Raw genomic sequence first — 20,854 nt, 5'->3', positions numbered from 1 at the left:
AATACGAGGAGTATATATTGCTTTATATTCCTGTACAACAGCCAATTTTTACCAATATAAACTCAGGGTCGTGTTATCCGCGTCCTATTAGGAGCGGAAAAAACCTACTGTTTAAATTATGAAACGAAAAAAAACCTATCCAACAGCTTTATTAGGGCTACTCGTAGTGCTCCTTTTGTACGGAAAAGGATATGCACAACAAAACAAGACAAGTGAAACTATTCGCGGCACCGTTCGGGATGCGGATTCGAAGGAACCGATTAAAGGGGCTACCGTGCTAGTTCTCAGATCATCCGTCGTTACGCAGACGGATGAAAATGGCCATTTTCAGCTATCACTTCCAGCGGGTAATAATGCCGTCTTGGTTGTCAGATCAATGGGGTATTTACAGAAAGAGATACCGATTACGAACCAGCAAACACTGCAGATCGCGCTCAAAAAAGACCAAGTAATGCTGGATGAGGTGGTGGCTATCGGATATGCTACCGTGAACCGGAAAGACCTAACAGGCTCAGTTTCTTCCCTAAATGATAAACAATTAAAAGACATCCCCATTAATTCAGCCGCGGAAGCACTTACCGGCAGGCTGGCAGGTGTGCAGGTAACTACATCAGAAGGCTCACCAGGGGCTAATGTCCAGTTGAAAATTCGAGGAGGAGGTTCTATTACCCAAGATAATTCACCCTTATATATTATTGATGGTATACAAGTAGAAGATGGCCTCAATAGCTTGTCCCCTCAAGATATCGCATCCATTGACGTGTTGAAAGACGCCTCTTCTACAGCAATTTACGGGGCACGAGGAGCGAATGGTGTCGTGATTATCACCACAAAAGGCGGAAGGGAAATGAAAACGGAGATAGGCTACAGTAATATTTTTGGCTTAAAGCAATTGGCGAATAAGTTGGATGTGATGCATCCTTATGATTTCGTAATCAGGCAGTATGAACGTACGAGAGGAAACAGCAGTATGGAAGAGGGCTTTGCCACAATGTACGGTCAATGGAATGAACTGGAAAAATATAAAAACGAACCTTTTATAGACTGGCAACAGAAAACATTTGGCAACGATGCATTCATGCAGACGCATAATCTGAGTATTACGGGCGGTACAGAAGCCATTCAATATAACTTAAGCTTAACCAGCAATGATGAGGAAGGTATTATGCTTAACTCAGACTTTAATCGGAAAATGCTCAATTTTCGATTCGATAATAAGGTAAACAGTAAACTGAAAGTTGGTTTTAATGTTCGCTACAATAATCAAAAAATAAACGGAGCGGGAACTTCAGATGAATCGGGGTCGACTTATAATATGCTTCGGCATACCATAAAATATAGGCCTCTTACTGTTGGCGGTTTGTCGGAAGAAGAGCTGGATGAAGCCTATTATGAAGAGACCAATACAGGAAATGCGCTTGGTATTATAAATCCGGTAGAGCTAAGCAATGCACAATACAGAAATAGACATACACGCGTCACCAACCTGAATGGCTATGCCAATTATGTGTTCAACGACTGGCTTTCATTCCGCACGGCAGCGGGTTTTAACTATCAACTCGAAGACATTAATCGTTTTGATGATGGGATCACTTCAAGGGCCAGAACATTAGGTGCGCGCTTGCCTATGGTATCACTCTTGGGTACCGAACGCAACAGTTTTAACAACAGTAATGTCTTAACCTTTAAGATACAGCGCGAGCAACATCATATCGATGCGATTGTAGGGAATGAATTTTATACCATATCGTCCAAGAGGACAGAAAACCAATTGCGCTATTTTCCAGAGGGGATTAATGCTGAAAAGGCGCTGGCCCAATTAAGCCTCGGTACGGTTATTCCAACCTATCCGCAAACCTATAATTCCGAAACACGTACGGTCTCTTTTTTCAATCGAACAAACTACGCTTTCGCGGATAAATATTTGGCTTCCTTTAGCATACGTGCCGATGCATCTTCTAGATTCGCTTCCGATAAACGTTGGGGTTTCTTTCCTTCTGGCTCCATCGCCTGGCGGCTTTCAGCAGAACCTTTCCTGAAAAATATGCCTTTCATTTCGGATATAAAATTGAGGGCAAGCTATGGCTCCGCTGGAAATGACAGAATAGACGACTACTTGTTTTTAAATATCTTCGGTATTGGTTCTAAATATGCCCTCAATGAGCAAATACTACCGGGGCTGGCGGTTAATGATTTGGCAAATCGTGATCTGATATGGGAAACTACGGTATCTAAAAACATTGGGTTGGACCTTGCCCTGTTTAACTCCCGTATACAGCTTACGATAGATGCCTATCACAATAAAGTGAACGATTTATTGTTAAACGTACCTATACCGACTACCTCAGGGTATAAAACACAGTTACAGAATATCGGTAATACGTCCAATAAGGGCATCGAATTTCAACTCAATGCCACGGCCGTCAGCAATAAGAACTTTACGTGGAATACGGCATTCAATTTATCTTTTAACCGTAATCGGATTGACAAATTATCCAACAGCCAGTCTTATTATTATGAATACTCTGGTTTTGGCATCTCTGGTCAACCGGCAGATTATGTCGTGCAGGTAGGTCAATCTGTTGGTACTATGTATGGCTTTGTATCAGACGGCTTCTATTCAGTGAACGATTTTCATTATGATCCGGCGACTTCCATTTATACGCTAAAAGATGGTGTGGTGGATGTTTCTAATGCCATCGGCACTGCCCAGCCGGGATGGATGAAATTGAAAGACCTCGACGGTAACAACCGGATTGATGAAAATGATAAGACTATCATTGGCGATGCGACACCTAAATTTTCGGGCGGTTTGTATCAGCAATTCACCTATAAGAATTTTGATATGAGCATTTTTTTGAATTTCGTGTACGGAAACAAAATTTACAATGCCAATAAGATAGAATTTACCAATGGTTACAGCAGCAATTCAAACTCCTTAGCAATTATGAATGATCGTTGGAAGACCATCGATGGTAATGGCCAGGTAGTACAGCAAGTGGTAACCGAGGGAGGAAAGCAGGTGGTAAAAGGGATAGCACCTGATGCCTTGGCCGCCTTGAATCAGAATGCCGGTATCTGGATGCCCATCAGCGGTGTAGGTGCTTGGTACCCTACATCTTGGGCAATGGAAGACGGATCTTTTTTGAGGATAAATAACATCACTTTTGGCTATACTTTTCCGAGTGCTATGCTTCATAAAATCAAACTTAAAAAGTTAAGAGTTTATGGTACCGTGAATAATTTAGCGGTGTTTACCAATTATTCAGGTTATGATCCCGAGGTGAATACACGGAGAGCCGTGCCCACGACACCTGGAGTTGATTATTCAGCTTACCCAAGAAGTAAAACATTTATTATCGGTCTTAATCTTACGCTTTAATACCATGATCATGATATCCAAGATTCATTTAAAAAGAATAATCCTTGTTCTTGTACTTTCCGTATCGCTATTTTCATGCAAGAACTATTTGGACCTGGAACCGCCCTCTGCGTTCAGTGAAAATTATGTATTCAGTAACCTGCCTAATGCAAGAAGTGCGGTACTAGGCGTATATGATCGTTTATCGGGTTTACAAGCCTATGGCAGTCGGTTAAGCTTGATGTATCCTTACGACAGTGATGAAATGGTTGGTGTTTTGAATGGTGCCGCTCCAGATAACAGTTCCAGAGACTTATCCCGCTATAATTTACAGGCAACCAATGCACAGCTCGCGGGGCCTTTTGAACAATTATATGCAGGTGTCGAACGAGCTAATATTTGTATTAAAAACATTCCCGCAATGGATCAGTACAGCAATGGTACGGCCTCTGAACAGTTGGAACTAAAGAGATTGCACGGAGAGGCTCTCACCCTTAGGGCACAGTTTTATTTTGAGCTTATTCGAAATTGGGGGGATTTACCGGCACCTTTCGAACCAGCAGCCGACCAGGCGGAGCTTACCCTGCCAAAGGTTGATCGTGATACGATCTACAATCGTTTGATTGCAGATCTGAAAACTGCGCAAGAGCTGTTACCCTGGCGTACGGAAGCAAGTAACGATGAGCGTATTACGAAAGGAGCCGCAAAGGCCTTACGGGCAAGGCTGGCTCTGTATCGTGCTGGCTTTTCCCTTCGCAGAAGTAACCGTATGGAACGAACAGGTGATTACCTGTCTTTTTATCAGATTGCCCGAGATGAATGTTATGAACTCATGCAACATCGGGAACAACATACCCTCAATCCAAGCTTTCAGGCGGTATTCAAAGATGGAATTGATGCGTATACGCTCGACCCACATGGCGAAATCTTATTTGAAGTAGCTATGGGACGTGAAACAGATAGTAATTTAGGGTATTATGATGGACCGCGATTTTATGTGCCGGGAAATACCTCTTTATTAGGAAATGGCCAGATTAGAATTATTCCTGCTTATTTTTATGCCTTTGATTCGTTGGATACCCGACGGGATGTTACCTGTGCACCTTATTATAATGATCCGGATTATAGTAAAAAGGTGCAACCCTTGTTGAATATGACCAGCGGAAAATTCCGTTCGGATTGGATCAATCCGCGCCTTTCCTCCGCCATTCAGGCAACGGGTTTAAATTGGCCACTAATCCGATTTTCTGATGTCCTATTGATGTTTGCGGAGGCTGAAAATGAACTCCATAATGGGCCCACAAGCGAGGCCATATTAGCCTTACAGGAAGTGAGAACCCGTGCTTACGGTGGAAACGAAACCGGAAATATTCCAAACGACAAAGAGGGGTTTTTTAACAGCTTGGTACAGGAACGTTACCTTGAATTTGGCGGCGAGGGGATCAGAAAATACGACCTTATTCGCTGGAATCTGATTGGTCAGAAGATACAAGAGGTGCGGGATGTGTTGACTAAAATGAAAAATAAGGTAGCTCCCTATGATCAACTCCCGCAGTACATGTATTATAAACCGGCAGAACAGGAAGTTGTATGGGGAAATTCGTTGTATAAAGCGAGTCCTGCAATCGCGCCTGAGGGTTTTGTAAGAGTAAATTGGATGGCAGCCTTAACAGATGTTTGGATTACCAATGTTGCCCAGCTTTTTAGGGCCAATCACAGCGAGCTATTTCCGATTCCACAGACCGCGATCGATGCCAACCCGAACCTAACACAAGACTATGGTTATTAATTGTAAACATTTAATCGCAGCGAGATGATACCCTACCGTTATATGAAAAAGTTTGGCCTGATATTAGGCCTTATATGTCTATTTAGCTTTAAACAAACCGAAGAGATACATATTTATTCCATTGGTGATTCTACCATGGCCGATTATAGGGCAAGTTATCTCGATAAATTTGGTAAAGGATACCCCATCCGTGGTTGGATGCAGCTTACACCCTCTTTATTTACAGAACACGTACATATACATAATGAGGCAATGAGCGGGCGCAGTTCAAAAAGTTTCCGTGATGAGGGCTTTTGGTCGAAGGTCATACAACAGGTTAAGGCTGGTGATTACGTATTTATTCAGTTTGGCCATAATGACGCCAAACCAGATACGGCCAGGCATACAGAGCCATATACGACCTTCAAGCAAAATATAGAACGCTATGTTCGAGAGGTACAGGCAAAAAAAGCATATCCCATTCTATTTACATCCATACCACATCGGAAGTTCGATCAAGAAGGGCATATCGTAGATACCCACGGCGCTTATTTAACGGTTGTAGGTGAAGTAGCGAAGTTAACACATACACCGCTTATCGATTTATATGCACTGGTAGCTGCTTTTTTAGAAAAAACAGGGCCGGAGCAATCCAAGAAATTATTTTTACATATTCCACCTGGAAAATTTGCTTCTTTACCCAAGGGGAAAAAGGACGATACCCATCTATCGGAATTTGGTGCGAAGTGTGTTGCCGGGCTCGCAGTTTCCGCGTTGAAAGAAACCAACTTACCACTCCGCGCATATATTAAATAACCGTTAATTCTTAACCAATCATGAAAAAATTTAATCATTATTCTAGAAAAGAGTTTTTAACGCGCAGCGGACTGATGCTCTCCTCACTGGCGTTGGATAAACTGCCTTTGTTTTCGAGCAGACTATCAACTGATCAAGTACAGGTAGGTATTATTGGAACCGGGTCGCGGGGTACCGGTTTAGCTAAAATATTAATGGGAATAAACGGGGTGAAGATCACTGCATTATGCGACGTTTATCCACCTCATCTTAATAAAGCCCGTCAGATAGTAGGAGATAAGGTGTCGACCTACACGGATTATCGAAAATTGTTGGAAGACAAAAACATCGAGGCTGTCGTTATTGCTACACCGCTCTTTTTACACCATCCGATGGCGAAAGATGCTATACAAGCTGAAAAACACGTCTATCTTGAGAAAGCCATGGCCTATGATATTCCACAGGCAATCGACTTACGGAAGGTTGTTGAGGCGTCTTCGAAGGTATTCCAAGTAGGGTTTCAATATCGCTATTTCGCGCTTTATCATAAGGTGAAGGAAGTAATTAGTCAAAATTGGTTAGGTAAGATTACACATTTTGAGTGTCAATATAATCGAAATTCTAATTGGCGTTTTCCGGTAAATAATCCGAAAGATGAAAAGCTGATCAATTGGCGGATGTATCGCGCCTATTGTGGCGGACCCCTATCCGAATTATGTGCACATCAGATTGATGCGGTGCATTACTTACTGGATAAGAGACCTATAAAAGTTGTTGGGTTTGGAGGCGTCAATTATTGGAAAGATGGTCGGGAGACTTATGATCATATTCGAACGGTTTATGAATATCCCGAAGGCATCCAGTCGAGCGTAACCTCTGTGCTGTCAAACGCTTATAACGGCTATAATATACGGATTTTAGGAGATCGGGCCACCTTAGAGATCCAAAGGGATAAAGCGTTTATTTATGCAGAGTCGACAAAGAACCAACAAGGTACTGTTGATGGCGTTACCGGCGCCACGCTTCTGGCTAGAACACAAGGAGAAGCCGAAGAGCTGATTTTTAAGGAAAAGAATGAGCAGCTACCCGATCCTTCCGTGCTTTCTTTACAACACTTTATTCATTGCATCGTGACCAATGATAAGCCTTTATCTAATGCGCATACGGCATATGATAGTACAATTGCCATACATATGGGCAATTTAGCAGCCGAGACGGAAACCGTTCAACACTGGAAACCCGAGTATACGCCATGACCTTATATCCTAAACAATCAATAAATCGCTATTATGGAAAGAATTAAATGGATGTTCATTGGCCTTGTAACATTAATTTCTTGTAGCAAGGCAACAATTGACACACCGTCAAAACAATTGACAAGTACTCGAAACGTACTGCCTAATGATGTTCTTGTGGCATTTCCGGGGGCTGAGGGATACGGAAAATTCGCTACAGGTGGACGAGGAGGAACGGTGTATTACGTAACCAACTTGAATAACTCGGGCCCCGGAAGTTTAAGAGATGCGGTAAGCCAACCCAATCGAACGGTACTGTTCAAGGTTTCGGGGACGATTTTTCTGGAAAGCAACTTATTTATTGCTCAAAATAATATCACCATTGCCGGACAGTCGGCCCCGGGGGATGGGATTTGTATTGCGGGGTATGGAACCGCAATACGGGCAAATAATATCATCATCAGGTATCTTCGGTTTAGACTGGGTGATATTAACGGTATCACAACGGATGCACTCTATACGTCGCTTCCGGCAGCGGGTGGCACCCCTTATGCAAATATTATTATTGATCATTGTTCCTTAAGCTGGTCGGTAGACGAAATCGGTTCGTTTTACGGTATCACGGATTTTTCGCTCCAATGGTGTATACTGAGCGAAAGCTTATATAAATCGGCCCATGAAAAAGGGACGCATGGCTATGGAGGAATCTGGGGAGGGAATAGATCTTCGTTTCATCATAATCTGCTAGCTCATAATTCAAGTAGAAATCCTCGTTTTTCAGGAACATTGGCTGCTACCGGTCCAGACGAAGAGTTGGTAGACTTCCGCAATAACGTCATCTATAATTGGGGTAATATAAATTCCACTTATGGCGGAGAGAATGGCGACTACAATATGGTTAACAACTATTATAAATATGGCCCTGCTACACCGGGGAGTACCCTAAGTAGTATAAGCAATAAGAGGAACCGGATCTTGCAATATACCAGTTATAGTATTTCCGCCGGTGATACCGTATGGGGTGGGAGGTTCTTTATCCAAGGGAATTTTGTTGACGGATTTCCAGACGTAAGTGCTGACAATTGGGAGAAAGGGGTGCAACGCGACAGCTATTCCGGTGCAGCAGCACTTATTGCGGCTGCCAAACAAAGTTCGCCCTTCCCGACTTTACCGATGCTTACCAGTACAGCAGAAGACGCCTATGAGGAAGTGTTGAACAATGTAGGTGCAGTATTGCCCAAGCGAGATACTATCGATAAACGAATTATTCAGGAAGTAAGAAACAAAACAGCGACCTATGAGGGGGCTACTTATGCCTTGGTAAATACGACGGGTATCCTGCATCCGTCTGGTATCATCGATAGTCAACAAGACGTGGGTGGATGGCCCACACTGCAAAGTATTACACCACCTGATGATTCAGATGGAGATGGTATACCAGATGCTTGGGAAACGGATCACCAGCTCGACCCAAATAACCCAAGCGACGGGAACAACTATGCTGCCGATGGATATACAATGCTCGAGAAATATTTGAATAGTTTGTAAGGCATGACAACACTTCCTGTCCGTTTTTAGTTATTCGTTATCCGTTCTTAGTCTGGTATGACAAATAACCAATAACGAGTAACTAATAACCAATAACCAATAACGAGTAACCAATAACCCATTACTCACTTCTCAACGATTTTATTGGATTAACCGTAGCAGCCCTTACAGACCGGAAACCGATGGTGACAATAGCAATAACAAAGGTAATGGCGACAGCAAGCAGGAAAACATTAAGTCCTATTTCAATTTTGTAAGAAAAATCCTGTAAATAGGTTTTCATGCCCCACCAGGCGACCGGCGCAGCAATCATAAATGCAATGACCAGTAAACGGACGAATTCCCTCCCAAAAATCCATAGAATATCCGGAATGGTAGCGCCCAAAACTTTGCGGACACCAATTTCCTTAGTTTTATGAAAGGCCATAAACGATATGAGGCCGTATAAACCAAGGCAGCCGATTAAAATAGCTACCAATGCAAAAGCTTGAATCAGTTTTAAGAGGGTGTTATCGGTTTCATAGAATTGTGCAACTGCTTCATCCATAAATTGGTGAGAGTATACATAATCAGGATAGGTTTCACTCCATATTTTTTCAAAAGAGGCTAATGTGGAAGTGAGGTGTTGACTGCTCAATTTAATGGAACAATTAACATATTCTTTGTTGTTAGATGCAATGCAAATAGCGTCCTTTTCGTTACGAAAGGAATAATTATAGAAATCTTTCACCACACCAACAATAGGACCACTATAAGCTGTGCCATTTATGGTGATATTTTTTCCAATTACTTCTTCTGCTGACGTTAGATTAAGCTTTTTGACAAAAGTTTCATTCACCAAAAATTCGTTAATGGTGTCAGACCGATGGATGTTCCTGCCGGCTGCCAAACGCATATTGAATGTAGACAAGTATTGGTCGTCTGCATATTTCAAATTGATGCTCCATCTTTCTTCTTCTGTCCGTGTATCATAGCGTACGCCGGTTGTTCTGTTCGATCGGGAAGCAGGAGGTTGAAAATTTAAGGAAACAGCTTGAACACCGTTGACGTTTTCAAGGCGGTTCTTGAGCGTCAACTTTTTATCGGCGTGATCACGATCCGCTTCCGGAATAGGGAGGTTGACAATAGCGCTTTTATCAAAACCAAGATCGGTATTATTGACATAATTTATCTGCCTCGCGATGATTAAAGTGCCAATGATAAGCATCTGTGAAATAGCAAATTGCCCTACTACCAATGATCTCCGTAAAGCAAAACCACCGACCTCGCGTTGAGTTATTTTGCTCCTTAGGGCTTGAATGGGTTTAAAACCGGCCAATACCAAGCCTGGATAAAACCCGGAGAGAAAAATAACAAAAGAAACAACACTTATTAAAAATACGGGCATTTGCCAAGCACTGAATAGATTTAAACGTATTTCGGATTGGAAGAGATCATTGATACTTGGCAAAAGCACCGATGCAAGCCCACATGCGATTAACGTAGAGATCAAAGTAATAAGTGCTGTTTCTGAAATAAACTGCCAAAAAAGTTGTTTCCGTTGGCTGCCCAGTACTTTTCGGATACCGATTTCTTTCGCACGATTGATCGCTTGTGCCGTAGCTAGGTTTGTGAAGTTAATACAGGCAGTAGAAAGCAATAATAGGCCGATAAATAACAACGCGTATAAATAATTTTTATTGACGGCGCCATTATAAACAGGGTTAAAATGAATGTCTCTTAGTGGTTGTAATTTGAAATTCCAAACCTTTGCATCCCGGCCTGGGTAATGTTTTTCTGAAGTTTGCCGCAGCGCTTTTTCAACCACATCCGCGCTTATACCTTCTTTCAACAAGGTGTAACATTGCGTGCCGCTGTATACACCATTCCAGGCATCGTCGCGAGCTAACTCGGGATCTCGATCCTTTAAGTTCGCGAAGGAGAGGAATATTTCACTTTGAAGATCTGTGTTGTTTGGTAAATCTTGTAGGACAGCTTTAACTGTGAAATCAGTGTTATTATTGACTTTGATCACTTGTCCTAAAGGGTTGCTATCTCCAAAATATTTTTTTGCGATTTTTTCAGTGATGATTGCTGTGTTCGGATCTGTAAGGACTTCTGCCGACTCACCTTTTAAAATAGGAAAAGTAAAGATGGAGAAGTAGGCGGATTCTGTATAGGCGATTGAGCTTTCCTCATTAAATTTCTTCTTGTCCGGTGTTCCCGGTAGCGTGACTAAGACATCCCGAAAATTAATCGACCTTGCCGTATATTCGTCGAGATTAAAGTCCTCGCGAAAGGCCTTACCTAAGGGGCTAGGAACGCCAGCGGAATGATCAACAATATCATCTTGCCATTCTGTAACCAAACGATAGATTCGTTCTTTATCTTCGTGGAAATTGTCAAAACTAAAATGGTAATTGACCAACGCGAAAATCAGCAAGGCGCAGGTGATTCCTAAGGTGAGCCCGAATACATTAATGATGGTAAAGGATGTATTCCTTCTAATATTTCGCCAAGCGATTTTTATGTAGTTTTTTAACATAATCGTTATTTGTTATCCGTTATTAGTTCCTAGTAAGAAATGGCAAATAACCAAGCACGAATGACCAGTAACTAAATTTATTCACTTCTCAACGATTTCGTTGGATTGGCCAAAGCTGCTTTAATGGCTTGGAAACTAACGGTCAGTATAGCGATGACAATAGCAGCGGACCCTGCAATAGCAAAAACCCACCATTTAATTTCAATCCGATAGGCAAAATCCTGTAACCATTTGTTCATCGCCCACCAGGCTAAAGGTGAGGCGATGACAATGGCGACAAACACAAGCCTTAAAAAGTCTTTAGTCAGTAATTGTACGATGCCATTTACGCTGGCGCCAAGAACTTTTCGAATTCCTATTTCTTTCGTGCGCTGTTCTGTGGTAAAAGCCGCTAAGCCGAATAACCCTAAACAGGCAATGAAGATGGCTAAGGCAGCAAAACTGGTGAATATATTGCCTGTACGCTTTACATCCATATACATATTGGCATAACCTTCATCTAAAAAGGTATAACGCATGGCTTGATCAGGTGAAAATTTCTTCCATACAGCACCAATTGCTTGCACTGCTGTGCTCATATCTTTACCGTTTACCTTGACAGCAAGCATGGTGGGGCTATTACTTAATGCCATACATAAACCCTCGACTTCATCTTTAAGTGATTCAAAATTAAAGTCTTCTACTACGCCGATAACTGTAAATACACGGCCATTAGTTATACGGGCACCTACAGGATTTTTAAGCCCTAGCTCTTTCGCCAACTTTTGATTAATAATAACGGACTGGGAGTCGGTAGCCATGTCTTTGGAAAAGTTTCTGCCCGAAAGTAACTTCATGCCTAAAGTGGAAAGATAGTTTTCATCAATTTCCCAAAATTGGCCCCCAGTTCCAGCCTCTTCTGTGATTTTTCCTTCTTTCCAAAAAGTGTTGCCATTTCTTTTTACCCCTTCCAATCGTACTGGTAGAAAATCGCTCACCGAAGCACTTTTCACTTGAGGCAGTTTTTGAAGTTCTTCTTTTAATACGTTGATTTGATCGCCAAGGGTACTGGTGCCCTGTAAAACCATCACCTGGTCTTTATCGAAACCTATTTTCTTGTCCAGTATGAAATTCATTTGATTGTTGATAATCAACGTGCCGATGATTAACGTGATGGAGGTGGCAAACTGGAAAACAACCAAACCGTTTCTAAGAACGGGGTTTCTGGTCCCCTGACTTAAGTCCCCTTTTAATACTGCGATAGGACGAAAACCTGATAAATAGAAGGAAGGATAAATGCCCGCAAGGAGACCAACGAAAAGGGCTGAACAGAGAACAACGGGAATTAATTGCCAGCTGGACCACGGGAAGCCAAGTTCCTTTCCAGAGAGGGTATTGAATAAGGGTAACAATAGCCAGGCAAGTAATAGGCCGATGAGGAAAGATAATATACTGTAAAGAGTAGATTCCGCTAAAAATTGGGCAATTAAACCGCTTCTATAAGAACCGACCACTTTGCGAAGACCTACTTCTTTTGCACGATTGGCCGATTTTGCCGTAGATAGATTGACAAAATTAATACAGGCAATTAACAGGATAAATGCAGCAATACCACCAAATAACCATACAAATTTAATGTCACCCCTTTGCATTTGGGGGTAATCGTGTATATCGGCAGAATATAGGTGGATATTTCTAACAGGCTGTAAGCTTAAGCGAAGGTTTTTTTCCATTTCATTTGCGCGGACGTTCCCTGCCTGCTGCATAGTTGGAATGACATATTTGGTAAGGATTTCTTTTGTTAATATCTTTTCAAATTGTGCAACATCAGTCCCTTTCCGTAGTTTAATATAAGTCGGGTAATTCGTTGCTCCCCAATTGTCCTGCTCGCCAGGATAAAACACTACGCCGTTTAATGTAAGTAAAAAGCTGAAGGGTTTTAAATGTGAAGTAGAGGGGAGGTCTTCAATAACTCCCTTAATGGTATAAGGTTTGGATTTATCGTTGTTCAAGTAAACAATCTTTCCAACCGGATTCTTACCCGGGAAATATTTATCCGCTTTACTTTTCGTCATGACCAAGGTATACGGATGTTTCAAGGCTTTTGATCGATCTCCAAAAGCCATGGGTAGCTGAAGCATATCTAGTAACTCCTGATCCATGTAAGTAAATCCTTCTTCATAAACGCTGGTCGGATTATCCTCAATGCTTACCTGATTACTCCCTGCTCCGTAAAATAAAGAATTGGGAAGGATCCGTCCTACCGTTTCGACTTGCGGAAAATCAGCCTTTATCGCTTTACTTAAGGGTGCCTGAAAAGATACTCCTTTCTTTATTTCGCCATTATCATTGAATCGCGCAATAATGCGATAAATCCGCTCTCCATCGGGATAACTTTTATCATAACTTATTTCATGAATAATATATAATGTAATAAGTATACAGGCTGCAATGCTACAAGCAAAGCCACCAATTTTGATGGCAGAATATAGGCGGTGTTTCAGTAAGTTCCGCCAGGCGATTTTTAGGTAGTTTTGAAACATATTATTTATTTTTCAGAGGTGTTTCAGCTATTCGCTGAATCGCTCATGGTTTTATCATTGTATCAAGTATTAAGCCTGCCTGCCGGTAGGCAGGTGTCAAGATATTCTAAAAGCGCCTTTACGATGTTGAGTCTTACTAGTCGGGCGATCTTGTGTCTTGATACTTGCGTCTTATATCCTTTAGCTAGTAGACCAAGAATATCGCCAAATGGAAAAGTGGGCTTTAAATGTGGCTGGAAAGGAATGTAAAGAGGAATAGTGTTCGATTCCGAACAGTTTACTGTCCAAAATCGAACAAATAGTTGAGCTTAATCTAAGCGCTTATTTCTTATCAGGACGATGACTGAAAAAACTTTCCTTAAGCTTTTCTGCATCGATCTTTAGGTCTTCGTCTAAGCGGAAAAGCCAGGCGCGATCACTCAGTAATGGAACATGCTTTTTGGCTTCCGACAAATCAAGTGGTTTAATACGTTTAGTAATCTCTAAAGCGGGCTTGGGCACCTGTAGCACAACCGTATGAAATAAAAACTTAAAATCGAACAAGGGCCAACTGCTTACTTCGTTAATTTTAGCATTATAAATCTTTTGCGTGCTTTTCGGTGCAATTATACCCGCATATTCGCCTACAATTTGTTTTGCTTTTTCCGTGCTGAAGCTTAATAGTAAATCATACGAGGTTTCATTTACTAAATTGAAGATAGCGATGTTCTGTTTTTGGTCGCCGGTAATGGCTAAATAGATTCCTTCTCCTACAAAAGCGCCGGATATTACCGTCGGCTGCTTTTTATCTTCGTCAAAATCCAGCTCTTTCCGGCTTTGCTGCCCATAAACATGGGTTATCTTGGTCGTTTGTACAGGGATTTCAAAACCATCTTCTCCCGTTACTCCCACCAATTCATCATTGATTATTTTTGTAATGTGTCCTTCAAAGTCCTCTTCCACGAAGCGAACAAAGTCTCCTAATTTATATGCCATTTTCTAATTTAATCTTTTGTACAGAGATGTTACATTTCTTTACTCTTATACAGATTATGCTATTTAATGCTGTTTCGTAGAAACAAGTAAGCTACGAACGTCAACCTGTAATGCGTCTGCAATTTCAAAAAGCGACTCTACCGTAGGCTGCATTTTATTGGTGCTCCATTTAGAAACCGTGTTAATGTTTCTGTCTAGGGTTTCAGCAAGCCATTTGTTGGTTTTCCCTTGCTCAGCTAAGACTGCCTTAATACGATTGTATACTTTTTTGTCCATAAATATATTTTCAACACCTATTTATGTGCAATATAGCAAATGAAAGCGATATCAGCTATCTGAAATCTGCTGTCGGCTTTAAATTGTTTATCAATAGCTGATTGCCGATCTCTAAAAACTGATAGCTGTTAAAACACTTCATCCAGTCCGATTTGAAATCCTGAAAAACCTTTACTACGACCATAGTCAATGGCAATGTTTGTGCCCGAACCTTTATTGAATTTAATCCGTAAACCTCCGCCATAGGCTTGGTTCCAATCTTTAAAAATGTTGCTATTAGGGCCTGAAACGGTATTTGCGTTGGTAAATAATACAAAGCCTAACAGCCCGTTATTGGTAATGTCGCGCCGATACTCGGCCTCTAGATAAAATAAATGTCTGCCCCGGAAACGATTTTGATCAAAACCTCTACCGGAACGGTTATACACATCCCAGCCAATACTCGGCAGGTCTAGATAAGGAACTTGACGATTGAGCACTGACCAATAATAACTCCACAAACCAAGCATATTTTGGCGATTGGGGTCCTCCGTAAAACGGATATACTTTCGAAGGTCGAGATAAACAGAACTCCAGAAATGATCATTGCCGAGAAATTTAGGATTGATACGGTATTGAAAATAAGCATAATACCCATCTAATGGGTTGATAGAGTTGGCCCGTGTGTCATAAAGGAAATTAAAACTTAACCCCGAAGATAAACTTCTTCCAAAATCATCGGTACCGTAAGGATAGTCGACATAATCCCTTAGTAATACTCCATTTTTCTCAGCATCGATATTGGTACGGTAATCTAAATTATATCCTAGACCGGCAAAGAAATTCCGCTTAAATTTCCGTAAGGCATGTTGATAGAATCTGAAATAGGTATAGTCTACCAACATTTTATCATCTTCACTATGTTGCCGTCCTAAGCCCCAGGTATATTGCGGATATTTCATTAGGCGTGTATCTCCGATAATTACCCATTCATTGTTTTTTAACCAAACATAAGAGCGAATCGGGAGGCCAAAGCGCCCTTTAAAGTTGGTATAGGGTGTAAAAGTCACGCGAGACATGTTCGTTGTTTTACGATTGCCGGTAAAGAAACCCGCAGTCGTAGAGGTGATCAGAGCTTGGCCTCCCCCGGGTACAGTGGTGGAAAAAGGGAGAAAGGAAAAGTAAATCGACTTTCCGCTGCTATCAGGGCCCTTTGGAGGCTCTATATTGAGAAAATCTTTTGCTATATCAATAAGATCTCGTTGTTTTGTGGTGTCTGCTTTCGATCTTGAAGGCTCCAATTCATATCCCGGCCGTTGTGCGAAACTAAAATTGTAAAGTATAGTAAAAAGAAGTGAAAAAGAAATAAGTTTACTATAAGGCACATCATGTCGGATATGCAGATGACGTTTTTTCATGTAAGCCTTTCCCATCTATAAATCATTAAAAGATGCGTGGTTCTTCATCCTTGCCTCCCAAACATACTTCATTTTTAGTATATACGAAAGTCATTTAACAGTTTTAGCCACTTGAACAGGCTTACTGAGTTACCGTTATTGTTGTAAGCCGGAACGTAGGGAAAACAGTAAAACCTGACGAAAAGTTTAAAGCCTAGGGACGAATTGCTTTTTTGTGTTGATAAAAACCTGATAATTAGGTTAATAAATTAGTGTCAGCTGACTGAGTGATACTGACGAAATGATCATTATTTAATATAGGACCTTTGCGTTAATTATTAATTTTGAATAGGCACCCTGATGTTTAAAAACCCCTGTTTCCCGTGATGAGAGATGCAGCTACCATTACTTATTTTTGCGCCAAGAAGGAACCTATAGTAAATTTAAGGAACCGCTATCATTCAATTTTTATATGAAAAAAACATTACAAAGAGGTTTGTTTTTGCTGGTTGGCCTATTCTTCTGTCCAATCGGTTTCAATAGCGTGCAAGCACAGGAAATAAAAAAAGTAAAAGCCTGGGTTGTCGGATATGACATCGCTTTTGACATGCCAAGGAAGGACTCGGAAACTATGACCGAGGAGGAACAACAAATGGTGGCAATGATGGAATTAGGGAAGGCTATGAGCGGAGCAAAGGAAGGCGAGCCTTTGCTAAAGGCTTATGTAACAGCAAACAAAATGCGAATTGAACAAAAAGGGATCGTTTCTTCCGTTCAAATAAGTAATTTAGAAGACAGCATTTCTTACAACTTATATGCTGAAACCGAAACAGCATACCGTACAGCTTTGGCGACTCCGAAAGTAAGTACAGAAATGAAAGGTGACAGCATGATTGTGGTAAGTTCTGCGGATGGAAAATTGCGATTTTCCGATGAAACTATGGAGATTCATGGTTTTAGCTGTAAGAAGGCCATATTGGAAATGAATGTTGGCGATGTTAAGCAAGATATGACTATTTGGTATGCCGAAAAACTACCGAAACTTTTTTGGGGTGAATATGATTATTTGGAAAAGATTCCGGGAATGGCCTTGAAAATTTCGACGAATACCAACGGTATGGATGTAGGTATTAAAGCAGCTTCTGTTAAAGAAGAGTTAGTCGACGACACCCTATTCACCATACCCGCTCATTACACCATAGAAGATTCGTTCGACTTGTCAGGCGATACCGCGGCTGTGGATAGTACGGTGGAAGCAGAAGAAGATTATGAATTGGCCGAGGGATATCATTGGACCGACGATGGTGAACTATGGGGTATAGAAGATGATGCCGGAAATGTAATAGTAGAACCGCGCTATCACGACCGTTATGGTTATCGAGCCGGTCTGGCGCCGGTCTCTCGAGATGACAAGTTTGGCGTGGTTGATAAGACAGGTAAAGAAATAATACCATTGGAATATGAAGGGATTTTTGTTGCGGATGCGGATCGTTTATGGGCGATGAGGGATGGCCTGTATGCCCTCATAGATACCACGAACAAGGTGATTGTTCAACCAAGTTATCAAACAGGATCGCTGTTTGTCGACGGCGTTGCTTATGTACAAAAAGGTGAAAAGATTGGCTTTATAGATAAAAATGGCAAGGTCGTCGTTCCTTTTATTTACGATGAAGCGGAAATATTCATCGATGGGAAAGCTTGGGTAAAAAAGGGAGAAGAAGAATTTTATATCGATAGTAAGGGGCAAAGAGTTCAATTTTAGGTTTGGTTTTATGAAAATGGCCTCTTGTGAGGCCATTTTTTTATACGCTTCCTAAAGAAACCCAACCCTAAATGATCACTTTATTTGCTAACTTTCGAAACACTCAGATAGACTGATCAAGGATATCCAATATTTTATTTAAATCATCGACGGTATTAAAAAAGTGGAATCCGACGCGTACGCCCGAACCGCGACGTATGCAAACAACGTTTGCTTCTTGAAGCCGTTTATGAACCGTATCATCAATCGATAAACTGAAAATGGAAGAATGTATTGGCCGTTTTATGACGCTATTGGCCAAAAGGCCACGATCGGAAAACGCAGCGAAGGCTTGAACAGATAATGTTCGGATCCTGTTCTCGATCGTCTGCATCCCTATCTGGTTAAAATAAGCGACTGACTGCGCCAGCGTGCCGAAGGTTAGGGTATCCTGATGTCCAGGTTCAAAGTATAAAGATAAATGCGTTCTGCCTCTTAAGAAGGGTTCTGTTGGAAGTTCCTGCCCTGATGCAAGTCGATACAATCGATCAGCAATACGACCTCTCAAGAACACAAAACCATTACCATATCCGGAAAGCATCCACTTGTAGCCGCTTGCTCCCAGAAAGTCTAAACCGGAATTTTTAAAGTCAAAGCGTTCTGTACCGCAATATTGGGTGCCATCAGCAATTAGCAATAGTTCGGGATACTCGGCCTTTAATTTTTTAATGAATTCAAAATTTAACTTGATGCCACTTATATACTGCACGAGGCTGAAAGCGAAAACCGTAGGCTTAAACTCGCTGATTTTTATCAATATGCGATCTTCCAGATTTTCATCCACTTCGACAGTCTCTACCTTGAAACCTCTACTCTTTACGGCATAATTTACCGAAGGATAATCTCCTTCTAGCAATAAGAAGCGTTCGGAAGAGGCTAGGCCATCCAAAAAGGTGTTTATACCAAAGGAGAAATTAGGAACTAAAAAGGTATAGTCGGCATCCGCTTGAAATAGAGATGCCAAATTTTCTCTGACTCCTTTAAGAAAGTCCTCTTGATTTATCCGAAAAGAGCTTCCGTTCCGGAAGTACGCTTCGTCATGTTTTCGTCTCCAATCTAAAACGTCCTTTGATAAAATGCCGGTACCTGGCGTATTAACGTACGTGCAGCGATTCAATAGTGGAAACTGTTCGTGTGTGTCTAAAGTCATGTGTCCAAAATAGCTAAATTTTCTTTATTGTGAAAGGCGGGAATCGGTCTCCTCGTTCCCATTTTGCTGCTGTTCAGGCTTGCTAAAGAGTTTCTGTTGCGCATAAACAGTGTTAACACCTAATGCTAAAGCTAGCAAGAGTATGTTTCTTTTCATTTGTGAAATGCTTAAATTGTTTTCTCTGTGTAAATATGAAAAAAACATAGCTATTTATTTAAAATGCATGGCAGAAGTTGGATGAGAATGTACTAACTTTGCAGAGTGTATTTTAGACACTAAGTAGCTTATGAACAAAAACTTACTTCCATTAACTTTAGGAGGATTAGGTATAGGGATAACCGAATTTGTGATGATGGGACTTTTGCCCGATATCGCTCGCGATTTAGCGGTTTCTATTCCGAAAGCCGGCTATCTCATATCCGCATATGCATTGGGGGTTGTAATTGGGGCTCCGTTATTGGTAGCCATTGCCGGCAAATATCCGCCAAAGAATATATTGATCGCCTTAATGGTGATGTTTACGGCTTTTAACGCTTTTTCTGCTTTTGCGCCGGATTTTAATTCCTTGTTTATTGCCCGTTTACTTTCGGGCTTGCCGCACGGGGCTTTCTTTGGTGTAGGGTCTGTCGTAGCAAGCCGTATAGCCAAAAAAGGAAAAGAGGCGCAAGCCGTTTCCCTTATGTTTTTAGGTTTAACCATTGCAAATATTGCCGGAGTTCCTTTAGGTACATACATTGGCCATAATTTCTCATGGCGCTTTTCTTTTGCTATCGTCGTAGCTGTGGGGTTGATTACCTTGTTTAGCTTGAAGACCCTATTACCGGCGTTATCAGCTAATGCTGACAGAAATTTAAAAAACGAGCTCAGTTTCTTTAAAAAAACCGAAGCTTGGTTGATTATATTTATGATCTCTATTGGAACAGGAGGCTTGTTTTGCTGGTATAGCTATATCGCTCCAATGATGACGAGTGTAGCCGGTTTTTCAGCGGATGCAGTGACCTACATTTTAGTATTGGCAGGGGTTGGAATGATGGTTGGAAATCTTTTAGGAGGTTTTCTGGCAGATCGTTTTTCCCCCGGAAAAGCCTCTGCTGCTTTGCTGGTTGTAATGGCTGTAACGCTGATCATTGTACATTTTGTTTCCTTCAATCCGGTTACAGCGTTGATTATGACCTTTGTTACCGGAGCAGTAGCCTTTGCATTGGCAGCACCTATTCAGATGCTAATGATCAATACGGCCAAAGGGGCTGAGATGATTGCCGCTTCTGTTAGTCAAGCTAGCTTTAACATAGGAAATGCCTTAGGTGCTTTCTTGGGAGGTTTGCCGCTCGTCTATCACTTTGATTATACATGGCCGGCAGTAGTTGGTGCTGCTATGGCATTCGTCGGCGCCCTCTTCGCTTTTGCTTTTATTAAACGAAAAAAGCTGATCAACCCCTCTAAGCCTTTGGAAGAAGTGCTGGTATGCGAGGGAGCCGCATGTGATTGTATTTAAGTATTAAACAATTATCTTTGTTATCTGT

At 41.5% G+C, this 20,854-nt stretch carries 14 protein-coding genes; 7 read left to right on the top strand and 7 right to left on the bottom strand.

Annotated elements, in window-relative coordinates:
* Positions 1-118: 118 nt before the first annotated feature.
* Genes FKG96_RS02955 through FKG96_RS02935 form a run of 5 tightly spaced genes read left to right on the top strand, consistent with a single transcriptional unit; the run spans position 119 to position 8,707 of the window.
* A complete protein-coding gene (locus FKG96_RS02955) occupies positions 119-3,382 on the top strand; it encodes a TonB-dependent receptor (protein ID WP_130854707.1) in 3,264 nt (1,087 codons plus the stop codon).
* A gap of 10 nt (positions 3,383-3,392) precedes the next feature.
* On the top strand, positions 3,393-5,150 hold the full coding sequence (locus tag FKG96_RS02950; protein WP_130854708.1) for a RagB/SusD family nutrient uptake outer membrane protein: 1,758 nt from the start codon (positions 3,393-3,395) through the stop codon (positions 5,148-5,150).
* A gap of 42 nt (positions 5,151-5,192) precedes the next feature.
* A complete protein-coding gene (locus tag FKG96_RS02945) occupies positions 5,193-5,945 on the top strand; it encodes a rhamnogalacturonan acetylesterase (RefSeq protein ID WP_149105133.1) in 753 nt (250 codons plus the stop codon).
* A 20-nt stretch (positions 5,946-5,965) separates the two neighbouring features.
* Positions 5,966-7,180 carry a Gfo/Idh/MocA family protein gene (locus FKG96_RS02940; protein WP_130854710.1) on the top strand — a complete coding sequence of 405 codons (1,215 nt, stop codon included), beginning with the start codon at positions 5,966-5,968 and terminating at the stop codon, positions 7,178-7,180.
* Between the two features lie 33 nt (positions 7,181-7,213).
* A complete protein-coding gene (locus tag FKG96_RS02935) occupies positions 7,214-8,707 on the top strand; it encodes a pectate lyase (protein WP_207303709.1) in 1,494 nt (497 codons plus the stop codon).
* A gap of 121 nt (positions 8,708-8,828) precedes the next feature.
* Here the strand turns inward: FKG96_RS02935 and FKG96_RS02930 are convergent, their stop codons facing one another.
* From FKG96_RS02930 to FKG96_RS02910, 5 genes are all read right to left on the bottom strand, one after another.
* On the bottom strand, positions 8,829-11,231 hold the full coding sequence (locus tag FKG96_RS02930) for an ABC transporter permease (protein WP_130854711.1): 2,403 nt from the start codon (positions 11,229-11,231) through the stop codon (positions 8,829-8,831).
* A 77-nt stretch (positions 11,232-11,308) separates the two neighbouring features.
* A complete protein-coding gene (locus tag FKG96_RS02925; protein WP_130854712.1) occupies positions 11,309-13,753 on the bottom strand; it encodes an ABC transporter permease in 2,445 nt (814 codons plus the stop codon).
* A 321-nt stretch (positions 13,754-14,074) separates the two neighbouring features.
* On the bottom strand, positions 14,075-14,728 hold the full coding sequence (locus FKG96_RS02920) for a hypothetical protein (RefSeq protein ID WP_130854713.1): 654 nt from the start codon (positions 14,726-14,728) through the stop codon (positions 14,075-14,077).
* A gap of 63 nt (positions 14,729-14,791) precedes the next feature.
* Positions 14,792-15,004 carry a helix-turn-helix transcriptional regulator gene (locus FKG96_RS02915; RefSeq protein ID WP_013664493.1) on the bottom strand — a complete coding sequence of 71 codons (213 nt, stop codon included), beginning with the start codon at positions 15,002-15,004 and terminating at the stop codon, positions 14,792-14,794.
* A 128-nt stretch (positions 15,005-15,132) separates the two neighbouring features.
* Positions 15,133-16,401 (bottom strand): BamA/TamA family outer membrane protein, encoded by a 1,269-nt coding sequence (locus FKG96_RS02910; RefSeq protein ID WP_246860243.1) that lies wholly within the window; start codon positions 16,399-16,401, stop codon positions 15,133-15,135.
* A 451-nt stretch (positions 16,402-16,852) separates the two neighbouring features.
* Between FKG96_RS02910 and FKG96_RS02905 the strand changes: the two genes are divergently transcribed.
* Positions 16,853-18,142, top strand: a complete 1,290-nt coding sequence (locus tag FKG96_RS02905; protein ID WP_149105131.1) for a WG repeat-containing protein — start codon at positions 16,853-16,855, stop codon at positions 18,140-18,142.
* A 103-nt stretch (positions 18,143-18,245) separates the two neighbouring features.
* Here FKG96_RS02905 and FKG96_RS02900 read toward each other — a convergent pair whose 3' ends face one another.
* Both FKG96_RS02900 and FKG96_RS27060 read right to left on the bottom strand, forming a co-directional pair.
* Positions 18,246-19,331 carry an aminotransferase class V-fold PLP-dependent enzyme gene (locus tag FKG96_RS02900; protein ID WP_149105130.1) on the bottom strand — a complete coding sequence of 362 codons (1,086 nt, stop codon included), beginning with the start codon at positions 19,329-19,331 and terminating at the stop codon, positions 18,246-18,248.
* 24 nt (positions 19,332-19,355) lie between these two features.
* Complete coding sequence (locus tag FKG96_RS27060) at positions 19,356-19,487, bottom strand: hypothetical protein (RefSeq protein WP_256377652.1); 132 nt, start codon at positions 19,485-19,487, stop codon at positions 19,356-19,358.
* Between the two features lie 130 nt (positions 19,488-19,617).
* On the opposite strand from FKG96_RS27060, the gene FKG96_RS02895 reads away from it, so the two are divergent.
* A complete protein-coding gene (locus FKG96_RS02895; RefSeq protein WP_149105129.1) occupies positions 19,618-20,826 on the top strand; it encodes an MFS transporter in 1,209 nt (402 codons plus the stop codon).
* The last annotated feature ends 28 nt before the right edge of the window (positions 20,827-20,854 follow it).

This window comes from Olivibacter sp. LS-1, assembly GCF_008245145.1.
Taxonomy (GTDB): Bacteria; Bacteroidota; Bacteroidia; order Sphingobacteriales; family Sphingobacteriaceae; genus Olivibacter; species Olivibacter oleidegradans.
Note: the sequence above shows the minus strand (reverse complement) of the source record. Positions and strands in the feature narration are given on the sequence as shown.